The organism is Pseudomonas bubulae (assembly GCF_037023725.1).
Classification (GTDB): Bacteria; Pseudomonadota; Gammaproteobacteria; order Pseudomonadales; family Pseudomonadaceae; genus Aquipseudomonas; species Aquipseudomonas bubulae.
Window position 1 is genome coordinate 2,813,038 of the sequence record NZ_CP146077.1, and the last position, 21,012, is coordinate 2,834,049.

General features: G+C 56.1%; 13 protein-coding genes. 4 read left to right on the forward strand and 9 right to left on the reverse strand.

Annotated features, from left to right (window positions below; genetic code table 11):
• Positions 1-33 precede the first annotated feature (33 nt).
• From pseI to V6L81_RS13090, 9 genes are all read right to left on the reverse strand, one after another.
• A complete protein-coding gene (gene pseI, locus V6L81_RS13050; protein ID WP_338660010.1) occupies positions 34-1,098 on the reverse strand; it encodes a pseudaminic acid synthase in 1,065 nt (354 codons plus the stop codon).
• A complete protein-coding gene (gene pseH / locus V6L81_RS13055) occupies positions 1,095-1,652 on the reverse strand; it encodes a UDP-4-amino-4,6-dideoxy-N-acetyl-beta-L-altrosamine N-acetyltransferase (protein WP_338660011.1) in 558 nt (185 codons plus the stop codon). The genes pseI and pseH overlap by 4 nt, the downstream gene beginning before the upstream one ends.
• Before the next feature lie 11 nt (positions 1,653-1,663).
• The gene (pseG, locus tag V6L81_RS13060) at positions 1,664-2,761 is read right to left on the reverse strand and encodes a UDP-2,4-diacetamido-2,4,6-trideoxy-beta-L-altropyranose hydrolase (protein WP_338660012.1); all 1,098 of its coding nucleotides are present in this window, start codon (positions 2,759-2,761) and stop codon (positions 1,664-1,666) included.
• Positions 2,762-2,772: 11 nt separating this feature from the next.
• Positions 2,773-3,468 (reverse strand): pseudaminic acid cytidylyltransferase, encoded by a 696-nt coding sequence (gene pseF / locus V6L81_RS13065; RefSeq protein WP_240881291.1) that lies wholly within the window; start codon positions 3,466-3,468, stop codon positions 2,773-2,775.
• A complete protein-coding gene (pseC, locus tag V6L81_RS13070) occupies positions 3,465-4,625 on the reverse strand; it encodes a UDP-4-amino-4,6-dideoxy-N-acetyl-beta-L-altrosamine transaminase (RefSeq protein WP_338660013.1) in 1,161 nt (386 codons plus the stop codon). Before pseC ends, pseF begins: the two co-directional genes overlap by 4 nt.
• Before the next feature lie 3 nt (positions 4,626-4,628).
• The gene (pseB, locus tag V6L81_RS13075) at positions 4,629-5,627 is read right to left on the reverse strand and encodes a UDP-N-acetylglucosamine 4,6-dehydratase (inverting) (RefSeq protein ID WP_235574709.1); all 999 of its coding nucleotides are present in this window, start codon (positions 5,625-5,627) and stop codon (positions 4,629-4,631) included.
• Positions 5,628-5,671: 44 nt separating this feature from the next.
• The gene (locus V6L81_RS13080; RefSeq protein ID WP_338660014.1) at positions 5,672-6,916 is read right to left on the reverse strand and encodes a hypothetical protein; all 1,245 of its coding nucleotides are present in this window, start codon (positions 6,914-6,916) and stop codon (positions 5,672-5,674) included.
• 239 nt (positions 6,917-7,155) lie between these two features.
• On the reverse strand, positions 7,156-9,384 hold the full coding sequence (locus tag V6L81_RS13085; protein ID WP_338660015.1) for a polysaccharide biosynthesis tyrosine autokinase: 2,229 nt from the start codon (positions 9,382-9,384) through the stop codon (positions 7,156-7,158).
• Between the two features lie 40 nt (positions 9,385-9,424).
• The gene (locus V6L81_RS13090) at positions 9,425-9,889 is read right to left on the reverse strand and encodes a low molecular weight protein-tyrosine-phosphatase (protein ID WP_095000567.1); all 465 of its coding nucleotides are present in this window, start codon (positions 9,887-9,889) and stop codon (positions 9,425-9,427) included.
• A 1,108-nt stretch (positions 9,890-10,997) separates the two neighbouring features.
• On the opposite strand from V6L81_RS13090, the gene V6L81_RS13095 reads away from it, so the two are divergent.
• The 4 genes from V6L81_RS13095 (at position 10,998) to V6L81_RS13110 (ending at position 20,994) form a co-directional block, all read left to right on the forward strand.
• On the forward strand, positions 10,998-11,345 hold the full coding sequence (locus V6L81_RS13095) for a DUF6124 family protein (protein WP_095018130.1): 348 nt from the start codon (positions 10,998-11,000) through the stop codon (positions 11,343-11,345).
• 666 nt (positions 11,346-12,011) lie between these two features.
• On the forward strand, positions 12,012-14,216 hold the full coding sequence (locus V6L81_RS13100; protein WP_095018129.1) for an OsmC domain/YcaO domain-containing protein: 2,205 nt from the start codon (positions 12,012-12,014) through the stop codon (positions 14,214-14,216).
• Positions 14,217-14,381: 165 nt separating this feature from the next.
• Entirely contained in the window at positions 14,382-16,172 is a 1,791-nt protein-coding gene (locus V6L81_RS13105) for a bifunctional diguanylate cyclase/phosphodiesterase (RefSeq protein WP_095000564.1), read from the forward strand.
• A gap of 136 nt (positions 16,173-16,308) precedes the next feature.
• On the forward strand, positions 16,309-20,994 hold the full coding sequence (locus V6L81_RS13110) for a dermonecrotic toxin domain-containing protein (protein ID WP_338660016.1): 4,686 nt from the start codon (positions 16,309-16,311) through the stop codon (positions 20,992-20,994).
• The last annotated feature ends 18 nt before the right edge of the window (positions 20,995-21,012 follow it).

Below are 21,012 nucleotides of genomic sequence, written 5' to 3' on the forward strand. Positions count from 1 at the left end.
ATATCTCTCTCTTGAAAAATACTGCCCATCTGTTTACTGGGGGGCGATATTTTTTATTAAGTTTATGTTTGTTGCAGTATTGGCTGTTATATCTTTAGTCACTTGCGAGCCAATTATTTCATTCAGGAATTTTGGTGGTAAGCCAAAACCAGGTCGCACGCTCCGTACAGTGTCCGCTGAGATTATATCTCCAGCTTTAAGGTCTTTAACGAAATAAAGCGAGCGCCGAAATTTAACATTACCTTGTTCGCTAGACTTACGCCCGTAATCCACCTGCCCCAGCGAAGCCCAAGCGGTTTTACTGTCACGGCACAAGGCAGCCAGTTCAGCCGGTTCCAACGAGAAGCTGTCATCAGGCCCGCCGCCGCTACGGTCAAGGGTGAAGTGTTTTTCAATAACCGATGCACCCATAACTACACTGGCAATGGCCGTCGTATTGTCAAGGGTATGGTCGGACAGGCCAGTGACCAACCCAAAGCGGCTCATCATGTCCGGAATGGTGCGCAGGTTATAATCTGCTGCAGGTGCAGGGTAGCCACTGACACAGTGAAGAATTGCCAGCTCCTTGCAACCACCATCACGAGCAGCCTGGATAGCTTCCTGAATTTCATCGGCATCAGCCATGCCTGTCGAGATGATCATCGGTTTACCGGTGCTGGCAACGTATTTGATCAGCGGTAAATCTACAGCTTCAAACGATGCGATTTTGTAAGCCGGTGCGTTGAGGCTTTCCAGCAAGTCGACCGCTGTGTTGTCGAACGGGGAGCTGAAAATGGTGATGCCCAGTTTGCGTGCATGTTCAAACAGTATCGAATGCCATTCCCAAGGCATTTGTGCTTCTTTGTATAGCTGATACAGGTTTTTACCGTCCCACAGCCCACCATGGATCTGAAACTCTTCCGAGTCGCAATCCAGGGTGATGGTGTCTGCGGTGTAGGTTTGCAGTTTGACCGCGTCGGCACCGGCCTTTTTCGCTTCTTCGATGATTTTCAGTGCGGTTTCAAGCTTGCCATTATGGTTGGCAGAGAGCTCGGCAATGATATAGGGGGCGTGATCGGGCCCGATCGGGCGGCCAGCAATCGAAATAGTCGGATTCATGCGCTTTTTCCGGAAAGTTTGATTAATTTGTTCAACATATCGGTGCGTTTTTCTGCCCACTCTGTTTCCAGCAGGCCTAACCGATAGATATCGATAAAGGTGTCATCGATTTTATGATGCTCGCGCAGGATGCCTTCTACGCTAAAACCGAACTTTTGATGCAGCTTGATAACGGGTGCATTAAAGGCGAGCACTTCACAGTAAAGTTTATGCAGGGCAAGTTGATTGAATGCACACTCCAGTGCCAAGAACTCCATTTTGCTGCCGGTGCCTTTTGGCGCCTCGGGTGAGGCATAAAAAGCCCAGGATGAGTTCTCACTGGTTTTGTCGATCCCTACAAAGCCCACGATGCCCAGTGGCGCATCATCAGCTTCGTACATGAAATACTGCTGATCGTCACGTTTTTGTACCCGTGCCCACCAGGCCAGATGTTCCTCCAGGCTTATTTCGTGGCGGGTATACATATTGGCCCGCACATTGGGTGCGTTGCGCCAATCAAGCATCAACTCAAGTTCATGCTGTTCTATCGGGCGTAGCTGTCCAAGTTGCTGCATAACCTGCTCCATTAAATTTGGCTCAACACATTCAGCTGGCGGGCGACATGCTGACAGCCTGTGCCGTCGGTAATGTTTTTGGCGTGTTCAGTCATGCTTTCAAGGCGATTTGAGTCATGGGTGAGCGTACTGACTATCTGTTCAAGCTCGCTTGCCAGTTGCTCATCCAGCGCAAGCTTGATAACAGCCTGTGCGTTATCAAGAATCTGTGCGGCCAGGGCCTGGTTATCCGCCAGCACCACCATAATGGTAGGCAACCCCAGGCAGCAGCGCTCCCATGACGTTGCGCCCGCCGCACCAATAGCCAGATCGCTTTCGGCCATCAGTTGTGCCATGTCGCTGATACCGACTTTCACCGTGGTCGGCCAGGGCATTTTCCCGGCCAGTTGCTGAACTTCTGCCAGCCATGGCGCGGTACTGCCCATCACCACGCTGAAATGACAATCCGCCGGCAGATCCGTGTTTTTCAGTGCCTGCAGGATTTTCCCGGTGGCGTTGTCCTTGTCCACACCGCCCATGGTGATCAGCAGGTGTTGCAGTTGCGGGTTGCGCCGACGCTCGAGGCTGAAGTCTCGCAAGGCTGCGAATTCGGGCCGCAGTAGCGAAAATTGCGAGCCACAGAGCAGGGTGCATGTCTGCGGGGTCCAGGGGGCATAGTCGCTGGCGTCTCGGCCGAAGGTCTGATCCAGCAGCAGGTCACTGATATGTGGCCGGTCTGCCAGGTCGTCGATCACCATCAATTTGCGGTAATACGCCGCCAGCGCGGCTTCCCATCGGGCATCCAGCGCGTAGTGATCCACGATAAGCCAGTCGGGTTTGAGCTGACGAATAATGGATGTGCATTGCTGTGCATCTTCTTCTTGCGTGGCCCCGAGCCAGGCTGCATGTGCCAGTACGGGGCCATCGATGGCTATCGAACCCGTAGAGGGCAGTTCATGCACATCAAAACCCTGGCTGCGGATATGTCCTATCAGGTTGCCAGCATGTTCCCTGCAGATGAATTCGCATTTATTGCCTTGCTGCTTGAGTGCGTTGGCCAGGGTCAGGCAGCGCATGACATGACCTGTGCCCATTTGCAGCGAGGCATCGACACGCAAAACAATCTTCATCGGGGTTGTGCTCACTGCGCTTCGGCCTGCATGGCCTTGAACAACCACTCGGCACGTACCCAATCTTCGGGTGTGTCGATATCCTGTACCCGGTGACGCGGTAGCGGCACAGGCACAGAGCCAGTACCGAAGATCATTCGCCCTTGAAGCCACGCATCTGCGGTGCCCCAGTAGAACTGACCGGCATCGTGAAACGCCTCTTCAAGATCCTGGGAGCGGATGTTGAAGTACTCGGGATTGAACATCTGCACCCGACCTTCATCATTGAGGCGAATTGCCCGCTGGATGGGGAAGGCATAGCTGGTCACTGAGAAGGCGTAATCGCTTTGGGTGGCGTCCAAGATGTCAAGGCCGCGATTGATATCTTCAGCGCTGACAAAAGGGGCCGTGGCATACAGGCAACATGCCTGCTCGACGGGTTGGCCCTGGGCATTGACCCATTCAATGGCATGCTGGATCACCGGAACAGTACCGGTGTGGTCGTCAGACAGTTCGGCTGGGCGCATAAAAGGCACCGTTGCGCCGTACTGACGTGCGACCTCGGCAATCTCTTGATCATCAGTGGACACTATGACCTGATCAAAGCAGCCACTTTGCAGGGCTGCATCAATGGACCAGGCGATCATCGGCTTTGCGCAGAACAGCTTGATGTTCTTGCGTGCAATACGCTTGCTGCCTCCGCGTGCGGGGATGATCGCCAGTTTCATGCCTGCACCGCTACGCGCAGAGCAGCAATTACTTCATCCTGCTGCTCATCCGTCATGGTTTGAAACATCGGGATGCTGATTGCTTCCTGATAGTAGGTTTGCGACTGCGGGAAGTCGTCCGGTTTAAAGCCCATGCGCTCATAATAAGGCTGGGTGTGTACCGGAATGTAGTGCAGGTTTACGCCGATACCCAATTCGCGCAGCGCTTCGAACACCTGGCGATGGGTCTTCTGGATCTTGTCCAGTTGCAAGCGGATTACATACAGGTGCAGACCGGAGTAGCTGTCGGCATGCTGCCATGGTGCGGTTACGGGCAAGCCGGTCAGCAGGTCGTCATAGCGACGGGCCAGTTGATGGCGGCGAGCAACGTACTGGTCCAGGCGCTCCATCTGGGTCACGCCCAGAGCGGCCTGCAGTTCGGTCATGCGGTAGTTGAAGCCCAGATCGATCTGCTGGTAGTACCAAGGACCATCCGCTTCGCGGGTCATCTGCGCCGGGTCACGGGTAATGCCGTGGCTGCGCAGCAGGGCCATTTTATTGGCCAGTGCTTCATCGTTGGTCAACGCCATGCCGCCTTCGGCGGTGGTGATGATTTTTACCGGATGAAAGCTGAATACGGTGATGTCGCTGTAACGGGAGTTACCGATGAACTCACCCTGGTATTTGCCACCAATGGCGTGAGATGCATCTTCAATAATCTTGAATCCATAGCGCTGGGACAGGGCATGGATGGCTTGCATATCGCACGGCTGACCACACAAGTGAACGGGAACGACGACTTTAGGCAGAGTGCCTTCGCGTTCGGCCTGTTCCAGCTTGAGGGCAAGCGCCTGCGGGCAGAGATTGTAGGTGCGTGGGTCGATATCGACAAAATCCACGTCGGCGCCACAGTACAGCGCGCAGTTGGCCGAAGCCACGAACGTGATTGGCGTTGTCCACAACCGGTCGCCCGGGCCAAGCCCGAGGGCCAGGCAGGCAATGTGCAATGCCGAGGTGGCACTGTTGACAGCCAGGGCATGGGTGGCACCCACATGCTGCGCCACGCTTTGTTCAAAGCGGGGGACCATGGGGCCCTGGGTCAGAAAATCGGATTGCAGTACCCCCACGACCGCATCGATATCGGTCTGGGTGATGTCTTGGCGGCCGTAGGGAATCATGCTTTAGATGCTCCCGATCTTGGCGCGGTTGATTTCGATCCAGTTTTCCAGATCGGCATCGCTCATCCACTCAGTGTTGTTGTCACTGGCGTAGACGAAGCCTTCAGGTACCCGCACACCATCCTTGATGCGTTTAGGGCAGTCTGCCCAACCGTTGATGGTCGGCAGGATCTTGAAGTGTTCCGGGTATTCGTAGGTGTAGTAGGCGTCTTCAGCGCTGATCATCTGCTCGTGCAGTTTTTCGCCCGGGCGAATACCGATAACTTTTTGCTCTGCTTCAGGGGCTACTACGCGGGCCAGATCCGTGACTTTCATCGACGGGATCTTTTTAACGTAGATCTCACCGCCTTCCATATCTTCAAAGGCGTGCCAAACCAGTTTCACTGCATCTTCCAGCGAGATCATGAAACGGGTCATGCGCTCATCAGTAATCGGCAGCACGCCTTTGTCCTTGATGGACATAAAGAATGGGATGACCGAACCGCGCGAGCCCATTACGTTGCCGTAACGCACTACGGAGAAGGTTGAGTCATGGCTGCCGGAGTAGGAGTTGCCAGCCACGAACATTTTGTCGGAGGCCAGTTTGGTGGCGCCGTACAGGTTGATCGGGCTGCTGGCTTTGTCAGTGGACAAGGCAACGGTGCGATGAACGCGCTTGTCGATACAGGCATCGATAAGGTTCATGGCGCCATTGATATTGGTTTTTACGCATTCGAACGGGTTGTACTCGGCAGTCGGTACAATTTTGGTCGCTGCGGCATGCACCACATAATCCACGCCGTCCAGAGCACGGTACAGACGCTCCTTGTCACGCACATCACCGATGAAGAAGCGTACACGGGAGTCGCCTTCAAACTTCTTGGCCATATCCCACTGTTTCATCTCGTCACGGGAGAAGATGATGATTTTTTTCGGGTTGTACTTGGCCAGGGTCATCGGTACGAAGGTATTACCGAAAGAGCCGGTGCCGCCAGTGACAAGAATCGTTTTGTTGGTAAGCATTCAACAGGTTCCTTTGTGAAATTCTTTAAGGGATGGATAAGGTATTACCGGTACTGCGCCGGGGTTAAGCGGACAAACGCCAGGCATTTCCACAGCAAGATAAACAGGAAGGCTATGCACAGGCCTGCAGGTACTGCTTGCAAGGGCCAGTAACGCGACAGTAGCCAGGTGACTGGAATAAACATCAGCAAGCTCGTGATATGGCTATGAATTATGGGGCGGTCAAGGCCTTGAGCATATAAGGCGTAATGCGGGATCATACCGAGCGAGTAAAGCAGTGTTATTGATAGTGTCCACGGGAACAGATTTTTATGGTCCAGGTAGATAGGCTTGTTCAGCCAGACCAAGAGCGGATCTATTATAAGCAGTGCAACGATCGCGAATACACCAGAAAAAAGCAGGGTTTGCAAAAGTAAGGCGCGCAACTTTTGTTTGAATGCGGCGGCATCTTTATTGTGGTGCGCGCTGATAAGACCTGGATAGATGAATGCAAATACACCGGCATCGAGGAACGATACGAGTGCGCTGCTGATGCCCATGAACAATACATAGGCCCCCAGCGTCTCCAAACTTGCAAGGTCCGCAAACCAGTAGCGATCAACTGTAAATAATCCGCGCAGGGTCAAGGTTGCAACCAGTAAAGGGACGGCAATTTTTAGCCCTTTGCCTATCCATTGCCAGTCAATGCTTTTTTCCCATCCTGATATATTCAATTGCTTCAGGCGATAAGCCCCCAGCACCAAGGCTGAGAAACTACCTAGCGTCCATGCACCGAGCACCATGTTCAAATCGCGAGTGTCTGAACGCAAGAGCATTATGGCAGTGACGATGACGGCCCAAATGCCGGAGCGAAGAAACAGCATGACACTGGCAAGCAGTTGTTCGGAAATAGTGATTAGCAGTCGACTTATTTCTTGTGTCAAATGTTCCAGCACCAATAGCACGAAAAACCAGCCTGCAATATTCCAGGGCAAAAGCCCTTTAACGAAAATCAAGCTAAGCAATGGCAAAAAAATGGCATACAAAATAACTGACAGTGCCCCTTGATCCTTGAGCAGGCCACCCCATTCATCACGCTCGCGCTTCAAAATCTCCCGAGTTGTGAAGGTGTAAAAATCGAGACCAAGTAAATAAAGCGCGTAGCTGACAGTGACGACAAGCAAGCCATAAAGACCCAATTCTTTCGGCTCAAGAAACTTGGCGAGAAAGAAAATCAACAAAAACTTGCTGGCGAGAGTTATGCCGCGCAGTGCGATATTGATAAAACGTATGAGGCTTTGCTTCGGCATGAGTCGTGATGCCTTTTAATAAACGTTTGAAATATTGGGTTTGCCAATTGGGTAGTGTCACTGTGCCATATGTCGCTGCTCGGCATTTACAGTCGTTCAGGCACGCTACCGCCACAAGATTAATCGCCAGTCCTTGAGGGCGGTATATTTGATTGGAATGTATTGTTACTTGGGGCTTGAGGCATTAAAAGAGCGCCCTGAAAAAGCGGGGCGCTCGGGGTTATTTGAAGCTGCTGTAATTAAACGCTGTCGGATTTGTATTCGTAGTTGTAATAGCCGTATGCACCATAGCCATATTTGGCTGATGCCCGTTTTTCAACGCCGTTGAAGATGGCGCCTTTAAGATCAATGCCATTTTGGGCAAAGCGACGCATGGTCAGCTCTACTTCACGGGCCGGGTTTAGCTCAAAGCGGGTCACAATCAAGTTGGTACCGGACTGGCGGCCGACAATGGCGGCATCAGTCACCGCGAGGAATGGCGGTGTATCGAGAATGACCTGGTCGTAGTCGGCACTAACTTGCTCAAGGAACTCGGTAAAGTTCTTATGCATCAGCAACTCGGACGGATTTGGCGGAATTTGACCTCGGCCAATGACATCAAGGTTTTCAACTTCTGTTTTATGAATGGCGGTGTTCAGATCGCAGCGTTTTGCCAATAAATCGGACAAGCCATTTTCAACCGGGATGCCAAACATTTTATGGATATAGCCTTTACGCATATCCACGTCTACCAGCAGTACACGCTGGCCGGATTGTGCAATCACTGCGGCCAGGTTGGCAGAGACAAAGGATTTACCAACCTTGGGGCTTGGGCCGGAAATCATCAGGCGGTTATTATCCGCTTCCAGCATGGCGAAGTGCAGGCTGGTACGCAGGCTGCGCAACCCTTCAATCGCCAGATCTGTTGGATGGCTACTTGCTAGTAGCGGGGTAACACGTGTACCACGGCCACCTGGGCTCTTTTCATCTTCAACTTTTTGCAGAGAACTGAAGGGGATCGAGGCGTAGACCGGTAGACCGAGTTTTTCGATATCGTCCGGGTTTTGTACGCCGCGGTTCAATGCCTTGCGGAACAACACATAGCCGATGGCCAGAAAGGCGCCGAGCAAAGTGGCGATCAATACGATCAGGGCCTTTTTAGGCTTGACCGGGAAGCGAAGGTCTACGTCTGCAGTATCGATCAGGCGAACGTTGCCCACTGCGCCGGCGCGCATTACATCCAGCTCCTGGGACTTGTTAAGTAACTGGGTATAGATCTCGGTGCTGACTTTCAGGTCGCGGGTCAGGCTGAGCAATTCCTGTTGGGTGCTGGGCAGGCCTTCAACTTGTTTGGCCAGACGGTTTTGTTTGGCGGTCAGCTCAGCCAGTTGACCCATCAGCGCGCGGTAGGCCGGATGCTGAGGCGTAAACTTGCGATCCATCTCGGCTTGTTGCAGTTTCAGGGTCGAGATGCTTGTGTCCAGTGCCACGATTTGATCGAGGATGGCTTTGGCTTCCAGGCTGATATCAATCGATTTGCTGCGAATCTGGAAGGCATTCAGTGCGTTTTCGGCTTTTTCCAGATCCTTGCGAACCTGTGGCAGCTGGTCTTTCAGAAAGCCCAGGCTTTGCGCGGCTTCGGCCGAAGTGCGCTCAATATTCTGCTGTACATAAAGGCGGGCGATTTCATTGAGGGTCTGAATGGCGACTTCAGGATTGGTATCTTCCAGCGCCATGCCGATCATGCCGGACTCTTTGCCGCGCTCGGAGATATCCAGCGCTTTCTGATAAGCCATGATGGTAGTCAGGCGGGGCTGACGGACCACGCTGAATGTTGTTCCTGGGTTGGTTTGCAGTGTTTCTACCAACAGCCTGACGCCATTTTCATTAATGGCCGTACCCACTTGGCCTTTGGCTAGTACGTTGTCGTCTTCATTCAGCAGGGTAAAGCTGCCTGCGTCACCACTGATCAGTGTCAGTTCCTCGCCCAGCAATTCCTTGGGCAATTCCAGCTCGGCAATCTTCAGTTTTTCACCACCCCATGCATAGCTGCTCATACCGAACAATGGGCTGGCCACAGAATTTTCTGCATCCGGCTTGAAGCGTCGTGCCATAAACTCGCCGATCAGCGGAAAGTAATTGGGTTCAACTTCAATGTCCAGCTTCAGATTATCTACGGCAGCACCGATATTTCTGCGGGACTTGATCAGCTCGATTTCTGTAGCCGATGGCGACTCTTTACCCAGCATGCTGCTGATATCGGAGAAGCCCAGAGGGTCATTCTTCTTGGCCTCCACCTGAATCAACGCATTAGCCTGGTACACCGGTGTAGCCAGTAGGGCATAAGCAACCCCAGCAGCCATAAACACGCCCGTGACGCCGGCAATCAGCCATTTATGGTCGATCAGCGTACCCAACAACCCCATCAGGTCGATTTCGTCGTTGTCGTCATCTTGTTCATGGGGCTTTGTCACGGGTGTTTGCTGCATAAGTCGGTTTCTTATCTTCACAGGTAATTCGAGGAATGACTCAGCGTTTGATCCGCTGGGCCCATGCATTTACGGCGGCGTCAATCAGTGCGTACGCATGCACAAAAGCAGGCTTGCCCTGGCGGTACGGGTCGTTGATTTCGCGGTTGTCTTGCCATTTGCCCAGCAGAAAAACTTTGCCCCGAGCCTCTGGAGCGAGGCTTAGGACACCATTAATATGATGTTGTTCCATGACCAAAATAAGATCGGCTTCATTTATTTTGGCGGCGGTCAGCTGGGTGGAGATATGTTCAGGCACAGCGTGGCCATGTTCTTCAAGAACGGCCGCCGCTGTGGCTTCGATGGGCTTGCTTTTTACGGCGCTCAGGCCTGCGGAGCTCACGACGATGTCGGTAGGCGCAAGGGCGACCCGCAAGAGATGCTCGGCGGTAGGGCTGCGGCAAATATTGCCAATGCAGACAATCAAGATTCGTTTAAACAAGGCAGCTTCCTTTGTGCCATACATGCTCAGCCGGCGAGAGCACTTAACGAATCGTCACGACCAATACTCCCTGTCCAGGGAGTGGCTGTGCCTATCAATAAAGGCTGCCGGCATCAGTATGATGTGGCGATGGCCTGGGCAGGAGCACAGTTGCTCCGGCTTTATTACAGATAAAGGGTCGGTACGAAATTGAACGGGCAAAATATTAACTGCGAACCGATTGCAATATCAACCTTTAAATCTGCAGGCGATTTTGTTTGAGCTATATAGCTGTATTTCAATATCTATTGTTCGACAATAAATAACATTTCGGCCATTTTCGACCAAAAATAACTCCGCTCAATGGCAGGTCTCTTGAGCCGGGCCCTTTGCTGGCGGGCGCTGCCCCGGACTTGGGTGCGGCCCTTGCCGGGGCCGTGTACAGACGGGTGGTGTGCGCAGGCCGGTGTTTATGGGCCCGAAATCGGGTGTTTTTACCGCAGGTTTGTGCCACGCCCTAGCCCTGCCAGGGCTCGGTCGGGTGGGATAGTGGCACTATGATATGTCTGTGTAAATAGTGTTTTAGAACTTGTTTCGGGGCAGGGCAGGCATGGCTTATAACCCTGGAATAATAGTTCTGACTATAAAGCTATATAATTTAAATGATGGCTTAGTTGCTGCGTTAAGTTAGTGCATGTTTCAAAGTTGTGCCCGGGATTGTGTCAGTACAGTGACTTGAATATGGCTTATGGTCGCGATAGGGGCGGCGCAGGGGTGAATATTCACAGTTTGCTGCTTGGGAGGTGGGTTGTCGTTGTTGGGTGGTACGGGGCCAGGTGGGGTTTTTTGACCTTTGTTTTCAGGCGTTTCGTACGACGTTTCGCTTTCATTGCCGTGAAACATCCTAGAAAATCCCCCTGGCTTGCGCCTGTCCAGTTCGGGGCATAGTCTCGGCCCATCGCTGCCTTTCAGCGGTCGGGTTTAGTCGCTCGGCTGGTAAACTTGACGCAAAATGCCATTGTTATGGTGGCCGTGCGTAGGGCACCTTCGTGTGCGCCGGTTTCCAAGTTTTCCGGTCGACTAACCTGCGTACGGCTGCCTTCCCATTCGTTTAGTCGCGATCAAGGGCAGCTCCATAAATTTGGAGAACCCCATGAAAAAGATCACCCCCGATCCACCCGTGTTAGCCCTCGCTGCTGCTGAGGCTAACGACCCGTTGCTGGACCGTGCCGCCGCTGAGCGCGCGCTCAATTACTACCTGCAAAACCATAAGCCTCTTCGCCCCTTGGGCACGGCCTTGTTTGCCATCCCGCACAGTGTCAATTCAGAAGCGGCCCTGGCCCAGGCGTCAGACTTGTTGCGTTGTGCGGGTGCCTGCGCGAATGAGGCGGGGAATGGCTTGAGCGGGCCCGCGCGCGATCTGGTGTTGTCGGTCATGCACTTGGTGGAGCTGGCCAAGGGGTATGTCGACAAGTCGCTGGATACGCTGGCAACGCACTGAAGCAGCACGCGCCTGATTGGCGACAGGCGCGTTATTCAGGCTTGTTGGGGTCGTAATACTACTGATCCACTGCGTACATATCCGGCATTTGTGTCTAACTGGAATATTGGTTTCGCTCTTACAGCGAGTCCCTTTTGGAAGGACCCAAAATGAACCAAAAGGTCCTCGCCCCATCGTACGGCCTTCGCTGCGCTCAGGTTCCCTCGCTCCGGTCCTGCTCCGTGGGCACGCCGTCACGGGCCATCCATGGCCCATCACGGCTCTCCCGGCATCCATGCCGGTCGACCCACTCCACAGAACCTCCTCTCGGCCTCCCGGGAGGGCAGGCAGATCAAAAGCACTGCGCCCCGAGGCGGCCGACCGGCCGGCCTGTTCAGTTCGCGTGTACTGCTCTATTGCTGTAGTCGCTGACGAGGAACGAAGGCTGCGTTCGGCGTGATGCGGCACTCCGACGAAGTCGTCGCAAAATCAGGCAATGTGTTGTGTCTGTTAAATCAGGTTCGCAGGGTTTACGGCTGCTGCGCAGTCGATCGCAGCCTCGTTCCTTCGGCAGTTGCTCCAGGAGCGGGGGCGCTTGGCCGCGGGTTATGCGCAAAAGCACAACACTTCACGCGTAAAAGCCGGATAATGGCCGCCATTATTTGTTAGCAACTCTGGTAATCCCGCATGGAAATCAAGGTCAACTTTCTCGACAACCTCCGACTTGAAGCCAAGTTCGATGACTTCACCGTGGTTGCCGATCAGCCCATCCGCTACAAGGGCGATGGTTCGGCTCCTGGTCCGTTCGATTACTTTCTGGCTTCGTCGGCGCTGTGCGCGGCTTACTTTGTGAAGTTGTACTGCTCGACACGCAATATTCCCACCGAGAATATTCGCCTGTCGCAGAACAATATTGTCGACCCCGAAAACCGCTATAACCAGATTTTCAAGATTCAGGTCGAGTTGCCGGCGGATATTTCCGAGAAGGACCGTCAGGGCATTCTGCGTTCCATCGACCGCTGCACGGTAAAGAAAGTGGTGCAGGCCGGCCCCGAGTTTGTCATTGAAGAGGTGGAGAACCTCGACGCCGATGCCCAGGCCCTGTTGATGCCGGCGTCCGGTTCTGAAGGCGGTACCTTTATCGCCGGCAAGGACCTGCCCCTGGAGCAGACCATCGCCAATATGTCCGCCATTCTGGCTGGCCTGGGGATGAAGATCGAAATCGCTTCGTGGCGCAATATCGTGCCCAATGTGTGGTCGCTGCATATTCGCGATGCGCAGTCGCCGATGTGTTTTACCAACGGCAAGGGCGCTACCAAGGAGGGCGCGCTGGCGTCGGCCCTGGGCGAGTTTATCGAGCGCCTGAACTGTAACTTCTTCTATAACGATCAGTTCTGGGGCGAGGAGATCGCCAATGCCGAGTTTGTGCATTACCCGGACGAGCGCTGGTTCAAGCCGGGGCCCGAGGATGAGTTGCCGGGCGAGATTCTCGACCCGTACTGCCTCAAGGTTTATAACCGCGAAGGTGAGCTGCGCGGCTCCCATCTGATCGATACCAACTCGGGTAATGAAGCACGCGGGATCTGTTCGCTGCCTTTCGTGCGCCAGTCAGATGGCGAAGTGGTGTACTTCCCCTCCAACCTGATCGAAAACCTGTTCCTGAGCAATGGCATGAGTGCCGGTAACACTCTGGCCGAAGCCCAGGTGCAGTGCCTCTCGGAGATTTTCGAACGGGCGGTCAAGCGCGAAATCATCGAGGGTGAGTTCGCCCTGCCGGATGTACCCCAGGCGGTGCTGGCCAGGTACCCGTCGATTCTGGCCGGGATCCAGGCGCTGGAAGAGCAGGGCTTCCCGGTGCTGGTCAAGGATGCGTCGCTGGGCGGTGAGTTCCCGGTGATGTGCGTGACCCTGATGAACCCGCGTACCGGTGGAGTGTTCGCTTCGTTCGGGGCGCACCCGAGCCTGGAAGTGGCGCTGGAGCGCAGCCTGACCGAGTTGCTGCAGGGCCGCAGCTTTGAGGGGCTTAACGATTTGCCACAGCCGACCTTCGAAGGTCAGGCGGTAACCGAGCCGAACAACTTCGTCGAGCACTTTATCGATTCCAGCGGTGTGGTGTCGTGGCGCTTCTTCAGTGCCAAATCCGATTACGAGTTTGTCGACTGGGATTTCACCAGTCAGGGCGAAAACGCCAATGCCGAAGAAGCCGCGACCCTGTTCGCGATTCTCGAGGGCATGGGCAAGCAGGTGTATATGGCGGTGTACGAGCATATCGGCGCCAAGGCCTGCCGCATTCTGGTTCCGGATTATTCGGAAATCTACCCGGCTGACGATCTGATCTGGGACAACACCAACAAGGCGCTGTTTTTCCGTGCCGATATCCTTGACCTGCATCGCCTTGACGAAGAAGCGCTGCAGGGGCTGGTCGAGCGCCTGGTGGAAAGCGAGCTGGATGATTACACCGATATCACCACGTTGATCGGTATCGAGTTTGACGACAATACCGCCTGGGGCCAGTTGACCATCCTGGAGTTGAAGCTGCTGATCTGGCTCGCCCTTGAGCAGTATGAAGAGGCGAAAGAGGCGGTGGAGATGTTCCTGCAGTACAACGACAACACCGTGGAGCGCGGTTTGTTCTACCAGGCGGTGAATGCGGTGCTGGAGATGAAACTGGACGAAGATCTGGAGCTGGAAGATTACGAGGCCAATTTCCGCCGTATGTTTGGTAACGAGCGTATGGACGCCGCCATCGGTTCGGTGAACAGTACAGTGCGTTTCCATGGTTTGACCCCCACCAGCATCAAGCTGGAAGGGCTGGACAAGCACCTGCGCCTGATTGACAGCTACAAGAAGCTGCATGCTGCGCGGGCCAGGGCAGCGGGCCTGGCCGGCTAACCCGCAGCGCAGGCAAAAAAGCACCTCAGGGTGCTTTTTTTGTTTTTGGCGTTCATGGTGAAGCGCGGGTATCGGTGCTTTACTGGATCTTTAAACGGGCACGGGTCGCTAGCCAGGGAGGCCGGCGGATCAGGCACCTAACAGCCTCTTATTTGAGCGCGTTCCATGTCCAATACAGCTGCCACACTCTTGATCGTGGATGACGATGTTCATGTTCGCGAGCTGCTTGAAGCCTTGCTGCAAGAGCAGGGTTACCACACGCTGACGGCCAGTTCGGGTGAGCAGGCCTTGAGTACGGTTGCGCAACAGCAGCCGGATCTGATTTTGCTCGATGCGATGATGCCGGGCACTGACGGTTATCAGGTTGCCCGCCAGCTCAAGGCCAATTCATCCACGGCCAATATCCCGATCATCATGCTGTCGGGGCAGGGCGAGCAGAGTGCGCGCCTGCTGGGGCTGGAAGCGGGGGCAGAAGACTTCCTGTGCAAGCCTGTGAGCAGTGACGAGTTGTGGTTGCGGGTGCGCAATCTGTTACGGCTCAAGGCGTTTGGCGATTATCAGGCGGTGCATACCCTGATGCTTGAGCAGCAGCTTGAAAAACGCACCAGCGATCTGGAGCGTTTTCGAACGGCAATGGGGACTGATGAGCGGCTGCTGAAGATGGCCAATTACGACCCGCTGACGGGCTTGCCCAACCGCGACCTGTTTTACACCACCTTGCAGATGGGCCTTACCCAGGCGGTGCTGCGCGGCTGGCAGCTGGCGGTGGTGACGGTTGGCCTCAATGACTTCAAGAATATCAACCTGACCTGGGGCCATTTAATGGGGGACAAGGTGTTGGCCGAGTTCAGCCAGCGCCTGTCCAATTGCCTTAATGTCAGCGACACCCTGGGGCGGATGGACGGTGACGAGCTGGCCTTGATCCTGATGATCCGCAAGGGGCAGCCCGGCCCGCGGCAGATGGTTGACCGTATCCGCGAGGTGCTGCGCGAGCCGTTCAGGCTGCAGGGGCATGACACGCCGATGACGGCCAGTTACGGGATTGCCCTGTATCCGGATGACGGTGCCGAGGCGCACCGCCTGATCAAGCACGCCAATACCGCCATGGGCCTGGCCAAGCAGGCGGGCAAGGACACTTACCGGTTTTACACGGCCCAGATGAATGTCGAGGTGCTGGCCCGGCAAGAGCTGGAAACCGCGCTGCGTGATGCGGTGCGCAAGCAGGCCTTCGAGGTCTATTACCAGCCCAAGATCAGCCTCAAGGACGGCAGGATTTGTGGCGTCGAGGCGCTGTTGCGCTGGCACCGGCCAGGGGTTGCGACGATTTCGCCTGCGGTTTTTGTGCCGCTGCTGGAAAGCCTCGGGCTGATTTCCCGGGTGGGGCAGTGGGTGATTGACCGGGTCTGCAGCCAGATTGCCCAATGGCAAGGTGCGGGGCTTGGCGGGGTGGAAGTGGCGGTCAATGTGTCGGCACAACAGATTTGTGAAGGCGACCTGGTCAGTGATATCGAGCGTTCGCTCAAGGCCCATCAACTGGATCCGCACTTGCTCGAGGTGGAGCTGACGGAGGGTTCGCTGATGGAAAACACGCCCCATACCGTGGCCAGCCTGCTGACGCTGCGCGATATGGGGGTGAAAATTTCCATTGATGACTTTGGCACGGGGTATTCGAGCCTTGCTTACCTGAGCCGTTTCCCCATCGACAAGTTGAAGATTGATATTGCGTTTATCCGTGAAGTCACCTTGAGCCCTCAGGATGCGGCTATAGCCCGGACGATTATCGAGTTGGCGCACAGCCTGAGTTTGCAGGTGATTGCCGAAGGTGTAGAGACCCGGGAGCAGCTGGCGTTCCTGACCGACAACGGTTGCGACCAGGTGCAGGGTTATCTGTTTTGCCGACCTTTGCCGGCCGAGGAGCTGGAGGTCTTGCTGCGCGAGCCGCGCAGTTTTATCTAAGCCCTAGGTCTGTAGCAGCTGCCGAAGGATACGGATATGGATATGATTTCAGTGACCATGCACTAGCCCGTTACCCCAGGTTACGGCCGAAAATTCCTTTAACTGTTGCCTTGACCCAACAGTGAAGGATACCCCTGTGAATACAGCCGATTTACCCGACACCCGGCTGCTCCAGCAAGCCGTGGCCAGTGAGTTTGCCTTGCGCCCCAATCTGCGCAGCGTGGTTCACCAGTTGCTCCTCCAACAATTGACCGAGGCCTTCGCGCCGCAGGTCTTCGATATTTTTCATACCTGGCTGGTGCATACGGTGGCCCCGGACGGTACTGCGCTTGAGCAGCCCGGCTATCGGTTGCTGAGCAATGTGCTGCTGGAGCATATCGCCAGCCAGCAACCGCTCAACGACGACTACTACTCCGGCGAAGAGTGTTTTATCGGGGTAAGAACCGCCCATTCGCAGATGAGCCCTGTCGCGCCCATCAGCCGGGTCGTAGCACTGATGCGCAACGTGGTGCAGGGCTGGCGTGTGGCGCTGCAACAAGCCCTGGTCGAGTACTGGAATCAACCCGCCGATGCCGGGCCGAGCCGTTTGATCTGGTTGTCGCGCCTCATTCAGGATCAGCTACTGGCCAGTGCCGAGACCACGGTTAACCTGAGTGCCCGGCAGCGCGCCGTGCTGCGCTCGGTGTTCAGTTACCCCGACCGGCTCGATCGCTACGGTTTGCCCGGCCTCGACAGCAGCACCCGGGTCTACACGGTGGCCGCGAAGATGATGGCCGCGGGCAAGACCTGGGAGGTGCTGACCCCCGATGTGCTGATTGTGCATGGGCTCAGTGGCGAAAATGGCGTTTTCCACTGCAAGGTCGACGGTACTATTCAGGCTTTCGCGTCCATCAGCGGCTTTACTCAACACTGGGGCGGCGACATGGCGGCGCGCTATGCACTGGACTCCATAACCCGCGTGCTTTATGAGCCTGAAGGCAACTTCGTGCAGGCCCAGGCCATGTGCATACTTGAACGTCATCTGGATGCCATTATGGCGCCCGTGCCGCCGGCAAGTACTGATGCCCTGGAAGTTCAGGTGCTGGACATTACCGACACCTCATCCGTGTTCAGCGCCACGCAAGCACGTGCGCCGCGGGACCTGTCAAGTCTCTACGCCAGCCTGCCCGAGTGGTTGCGCCAGGCATCTGCAGCCGACCGGTTTGCTTATCGCAGCCATCTGACGGCGTTGGCCAGCACCAATCAGCAGGCCAATGGCCGTCGTTTCAACGACGATATCCCCAGCCTGCACGACTTCACCGTCGATGCCCTGCGCCGGCGGATGGGCCGGGATCAGCCACTGGCACCGGGCTATAACCCTGACGAGGTCGTGCTGACCTTTAACCAGCCGCTGGGCCCGGGCGGTGAGGGCACGGTCGGCACGCTCAACCCTTACACCCTGACCCTGACCGAGCTGGCCGTGCAAAACCTCAGGGGCGCACTGAGCCGCCCGGTGCGCATCAGCCATGCCAAAGGCCAGTTGATCCAGGACTGGTGGATGACCCCGGACTATGTCCGGCGCCTGGTTCAGGCGGTCGATATTGGCCAGAACTACCCGCAATGGATCAGGCGCTGCCTGCTGGGCAACCCCGAGCATGCCCAGGCAAGGGAGCGGTTGTTTGTCGATGAGCTGCGGGTGCACTTACCTTTGCAGGCGCTGGAATGCAAATTGCGCCAGCGCTGCAACTTTACCGAACGCGGTTATCAGTGCGTAAAGGGCCTGATGATGCTCGACCCTGCGTTGCGCACGATGCCCGGGCAGGCGGTGGTGATCCGGCCGCTGGCTTTTTTGGCAGCGCCCACGGCGCGGGCGGATGTGGTGCGCAACATGTTCGTGATCGGCCCTCAACAGGTCTCGGCGGGGCCCCATGTGCTTTATCGGCCCTTGTATAAGGACGCGCTGGTGGAGTTTCCGTCCTGGGCGGCACTCAGGGCGTCCATTGTGGCGCCGGGGCCGCTGCAGCAGAGCGTCCTTGACTGGCTGCCTGCCGGTGTTCGGGAGGGCTATGCGGTCGCTGGCTTCAACCGCGCTTTCCCGGCATCGTCATGGGTGTTTGACGAGTTTCCCGTGCCGCCTGTTTCCCGCCCGGCCCAGCTGGGCGAGGACGCCCTCGAGGGTGACTTCGGGCATACGTTATATACCGAAATGGCCCTGGCACTGAGCGATCTGGCAGACCGGCAAACCCTGTCCAACAGTGAGCGCCGCTGGGCCTCACTGCTGGAAGGGGGCTGGCTGCTGTTCAATACGGTGGTGCCCATGCTCAAGTTGCCAGGGGCGCTGCATGTGCTTAATGCGGTGGTGATGACAGTGCTGGCGTTGCAAACGGATATGCAAAGCCTGCGCAGCCCTGACTCAACCTCCAGGGCGCCGGCGCTGATCGATCTGCTGTTCAATGTCGGGCTGACTCTGTTGCATCTGCGACCCACCCAGTTACCGTTACCGGCAAGGGTGCTACGCCCCGATACCGCGCTGCTGCCGCCTGAATTTCAGCAGCGACGCATTGCCCCGGAGGCCGAACCCCCGGTGCCTGCAGCTATCCGCGAAGGTGTGACTTTCTTGCCCGCAGTGCCGTTGGGCAACCATAAAAGCCAGCTGGACCATGCCTGGTTCAACAACAATTGGGTGCATATCAAGCCTTCCCATCTCGAATGGCTTGATCGCAACCGGGGGGAATGGTCCGCCACGCAAAATATGTATGTGCGGGAGGGGGTCTATAAGGGGTTGTACATACTGAACGGCAAATGGCATGCCCTTGTTGAGGATTTCCCCTATCAAATCGGAATGGATTCGTCAGGGGTCTTTCTGGTCAGTCCACGTAACCCTTCCGAGCGGGGGCCGCGTATTCAGGGTGATCACGAGGGGGTGTGGCGGTTTTCCCGCGAGGCAGGGCTGCGGGGAGGCAGCGATGTGCCCCAGGTTCTGCCCAGAGGCGTCGCCCGTATCAAGCGCATCAATGAATTGCGCAAAAAAATGGCGCTCTACAATGAGCGGGTGCCGGTTCTGCAGGCTGAAATTAACCAAGCCACCCTGGCTTATGAACAACTCGGCGCTCAGGGTGCGCCACCGACTGCCTGTATCCAGGCGCTGGAGCGCTGTATTGCGGTGTTTGAAAAGCAGCTGCCGGAATACCTTGAGGCGCTGGATCATCTGCTGCAAAAGCACGGGCTGCTGGTGGAAGACCATGACCATGTGATCGTGTCGCAGCAGTACAAAAACCTGATCCTGCTGACGGCGCATCTGTTCGACTCGAGAGTGAGTATCTGCCGTTCTCTGCAGGAAATGCACCCCGAGGTGTTCAGGGGCGAGAAGCAGGTAGTGGATGCCGCGATGTTCAAAACGGGGGCTTATCGAGCCGATTGCCTGAGGATTTTCGAACAGCTGGAGGGCGCCGTTAATGACTTCAAGGCCATGCAGGGGTATCTGGAGAAGCTGCGCGGGGTGCCCAAGTCGGGTTTCAGGGAGGCGCAGGATGCGCGCAGGCGCTATTTCGGCTATGAGGTCGAGATTGAGGGTGAGACGGTCACCCGTTACCGCTCCGATGTGCTGTGCCGATCCCATCAACTGGTGGTGCTGCGTGATCTTGTACCGCTGGAGCCGCTGGGCGATGACCGTCGCGCCGTGGATGAGATTGTCGGGCCGCTGTATTTCAAGGCTAAAAACCAGTCCGAACTTGAAGACGAAATCTTGTTCAGCCGCAGTGAACGCCTTGAAGTCCTCAGTGATGTGCGCGAGCACTACGCTGCGGCTGATGATGCGTTGAGCATTTTTCTTATGCGCCCGGGGACACGGCTCGATCAACGTCAGGTTGGGCAGGTCAGGGCGGTGATCAAGGCCCTGGATACCCGGGCCGAGGCGATGCAACTGGAGCAGGCCCGGGCCCGGGATGAATGGCTGCCGGCGCAGCCGGGGCCTTCCCGTGTGCCTAACGCCAGGCGCAAAATCGTGCGCACGCGCAACAAGGGACTGCTGATCGGAACCGTCAGGGCCAGCCAAGTACAGGGCGAGGCGTCAATTGTCGATATCGGCGACCTGCCGGTGGCCCGTGCGGCGGGTGGTCTGTCGACGAATGTCTCGACGGCCTATCAACAGACGGCGGCGGATCAATGGGTCGAGCTGCACACGCCTGAGGTCGCGCCGGTACGCCCCTATGGCACGGTCAGGACCCAGGCTGCCACCCTGTTAAAGCAGGTCAATGGCGAAATTCATCGCGTAAAAAGCCACGTCAAACGCACGAAGTTCCCGCCGGAGCTGTATGGCTCTCTGGATCGCTTTGCCCATAACCTTGACCGGCTCGTGGCTGAAATCAAGGCGTTGCATCCCGATCGGGGGCCCGCGGCGGTGCCCGTACCCGATACGCCCCAGGCATTGATCGGCCGTCTTGAGGCCGCATCAACCCGATTGCGCGCCGAGGGGCTGGGCATCCTTCTGGGCATGCCGCCGACCTCGGTGACGGTGGATTTTTTGCTGAAGCAGGGCCAGGTGCAATTGGCCAAAATCAATCAGCGCATCGCCATGATCGGTGAGCGGCAGGATTTCGTGCAGGAATATGCCGTGCAGGATCGCGCCGGTCAGGTGCTCTGGTACGCGCATTTGCACTATGCCCAGGCGCGTGGCGGGGACGAGCACCCGACGGCGGCCCACTTCAAGCTGCCCGGCCAGCGCATGGACAGTAAAAAGAGCCTGGAGGCCAAGGCCGGGCCCGGGCAGAAAGTGCCCGAGGTGTATTACGCAACGATCAGCGAACAGTTGCTCAAGACGCATTTTTTTGGCAAAGAAGCCTGATCGCGCATCGGGTACGTG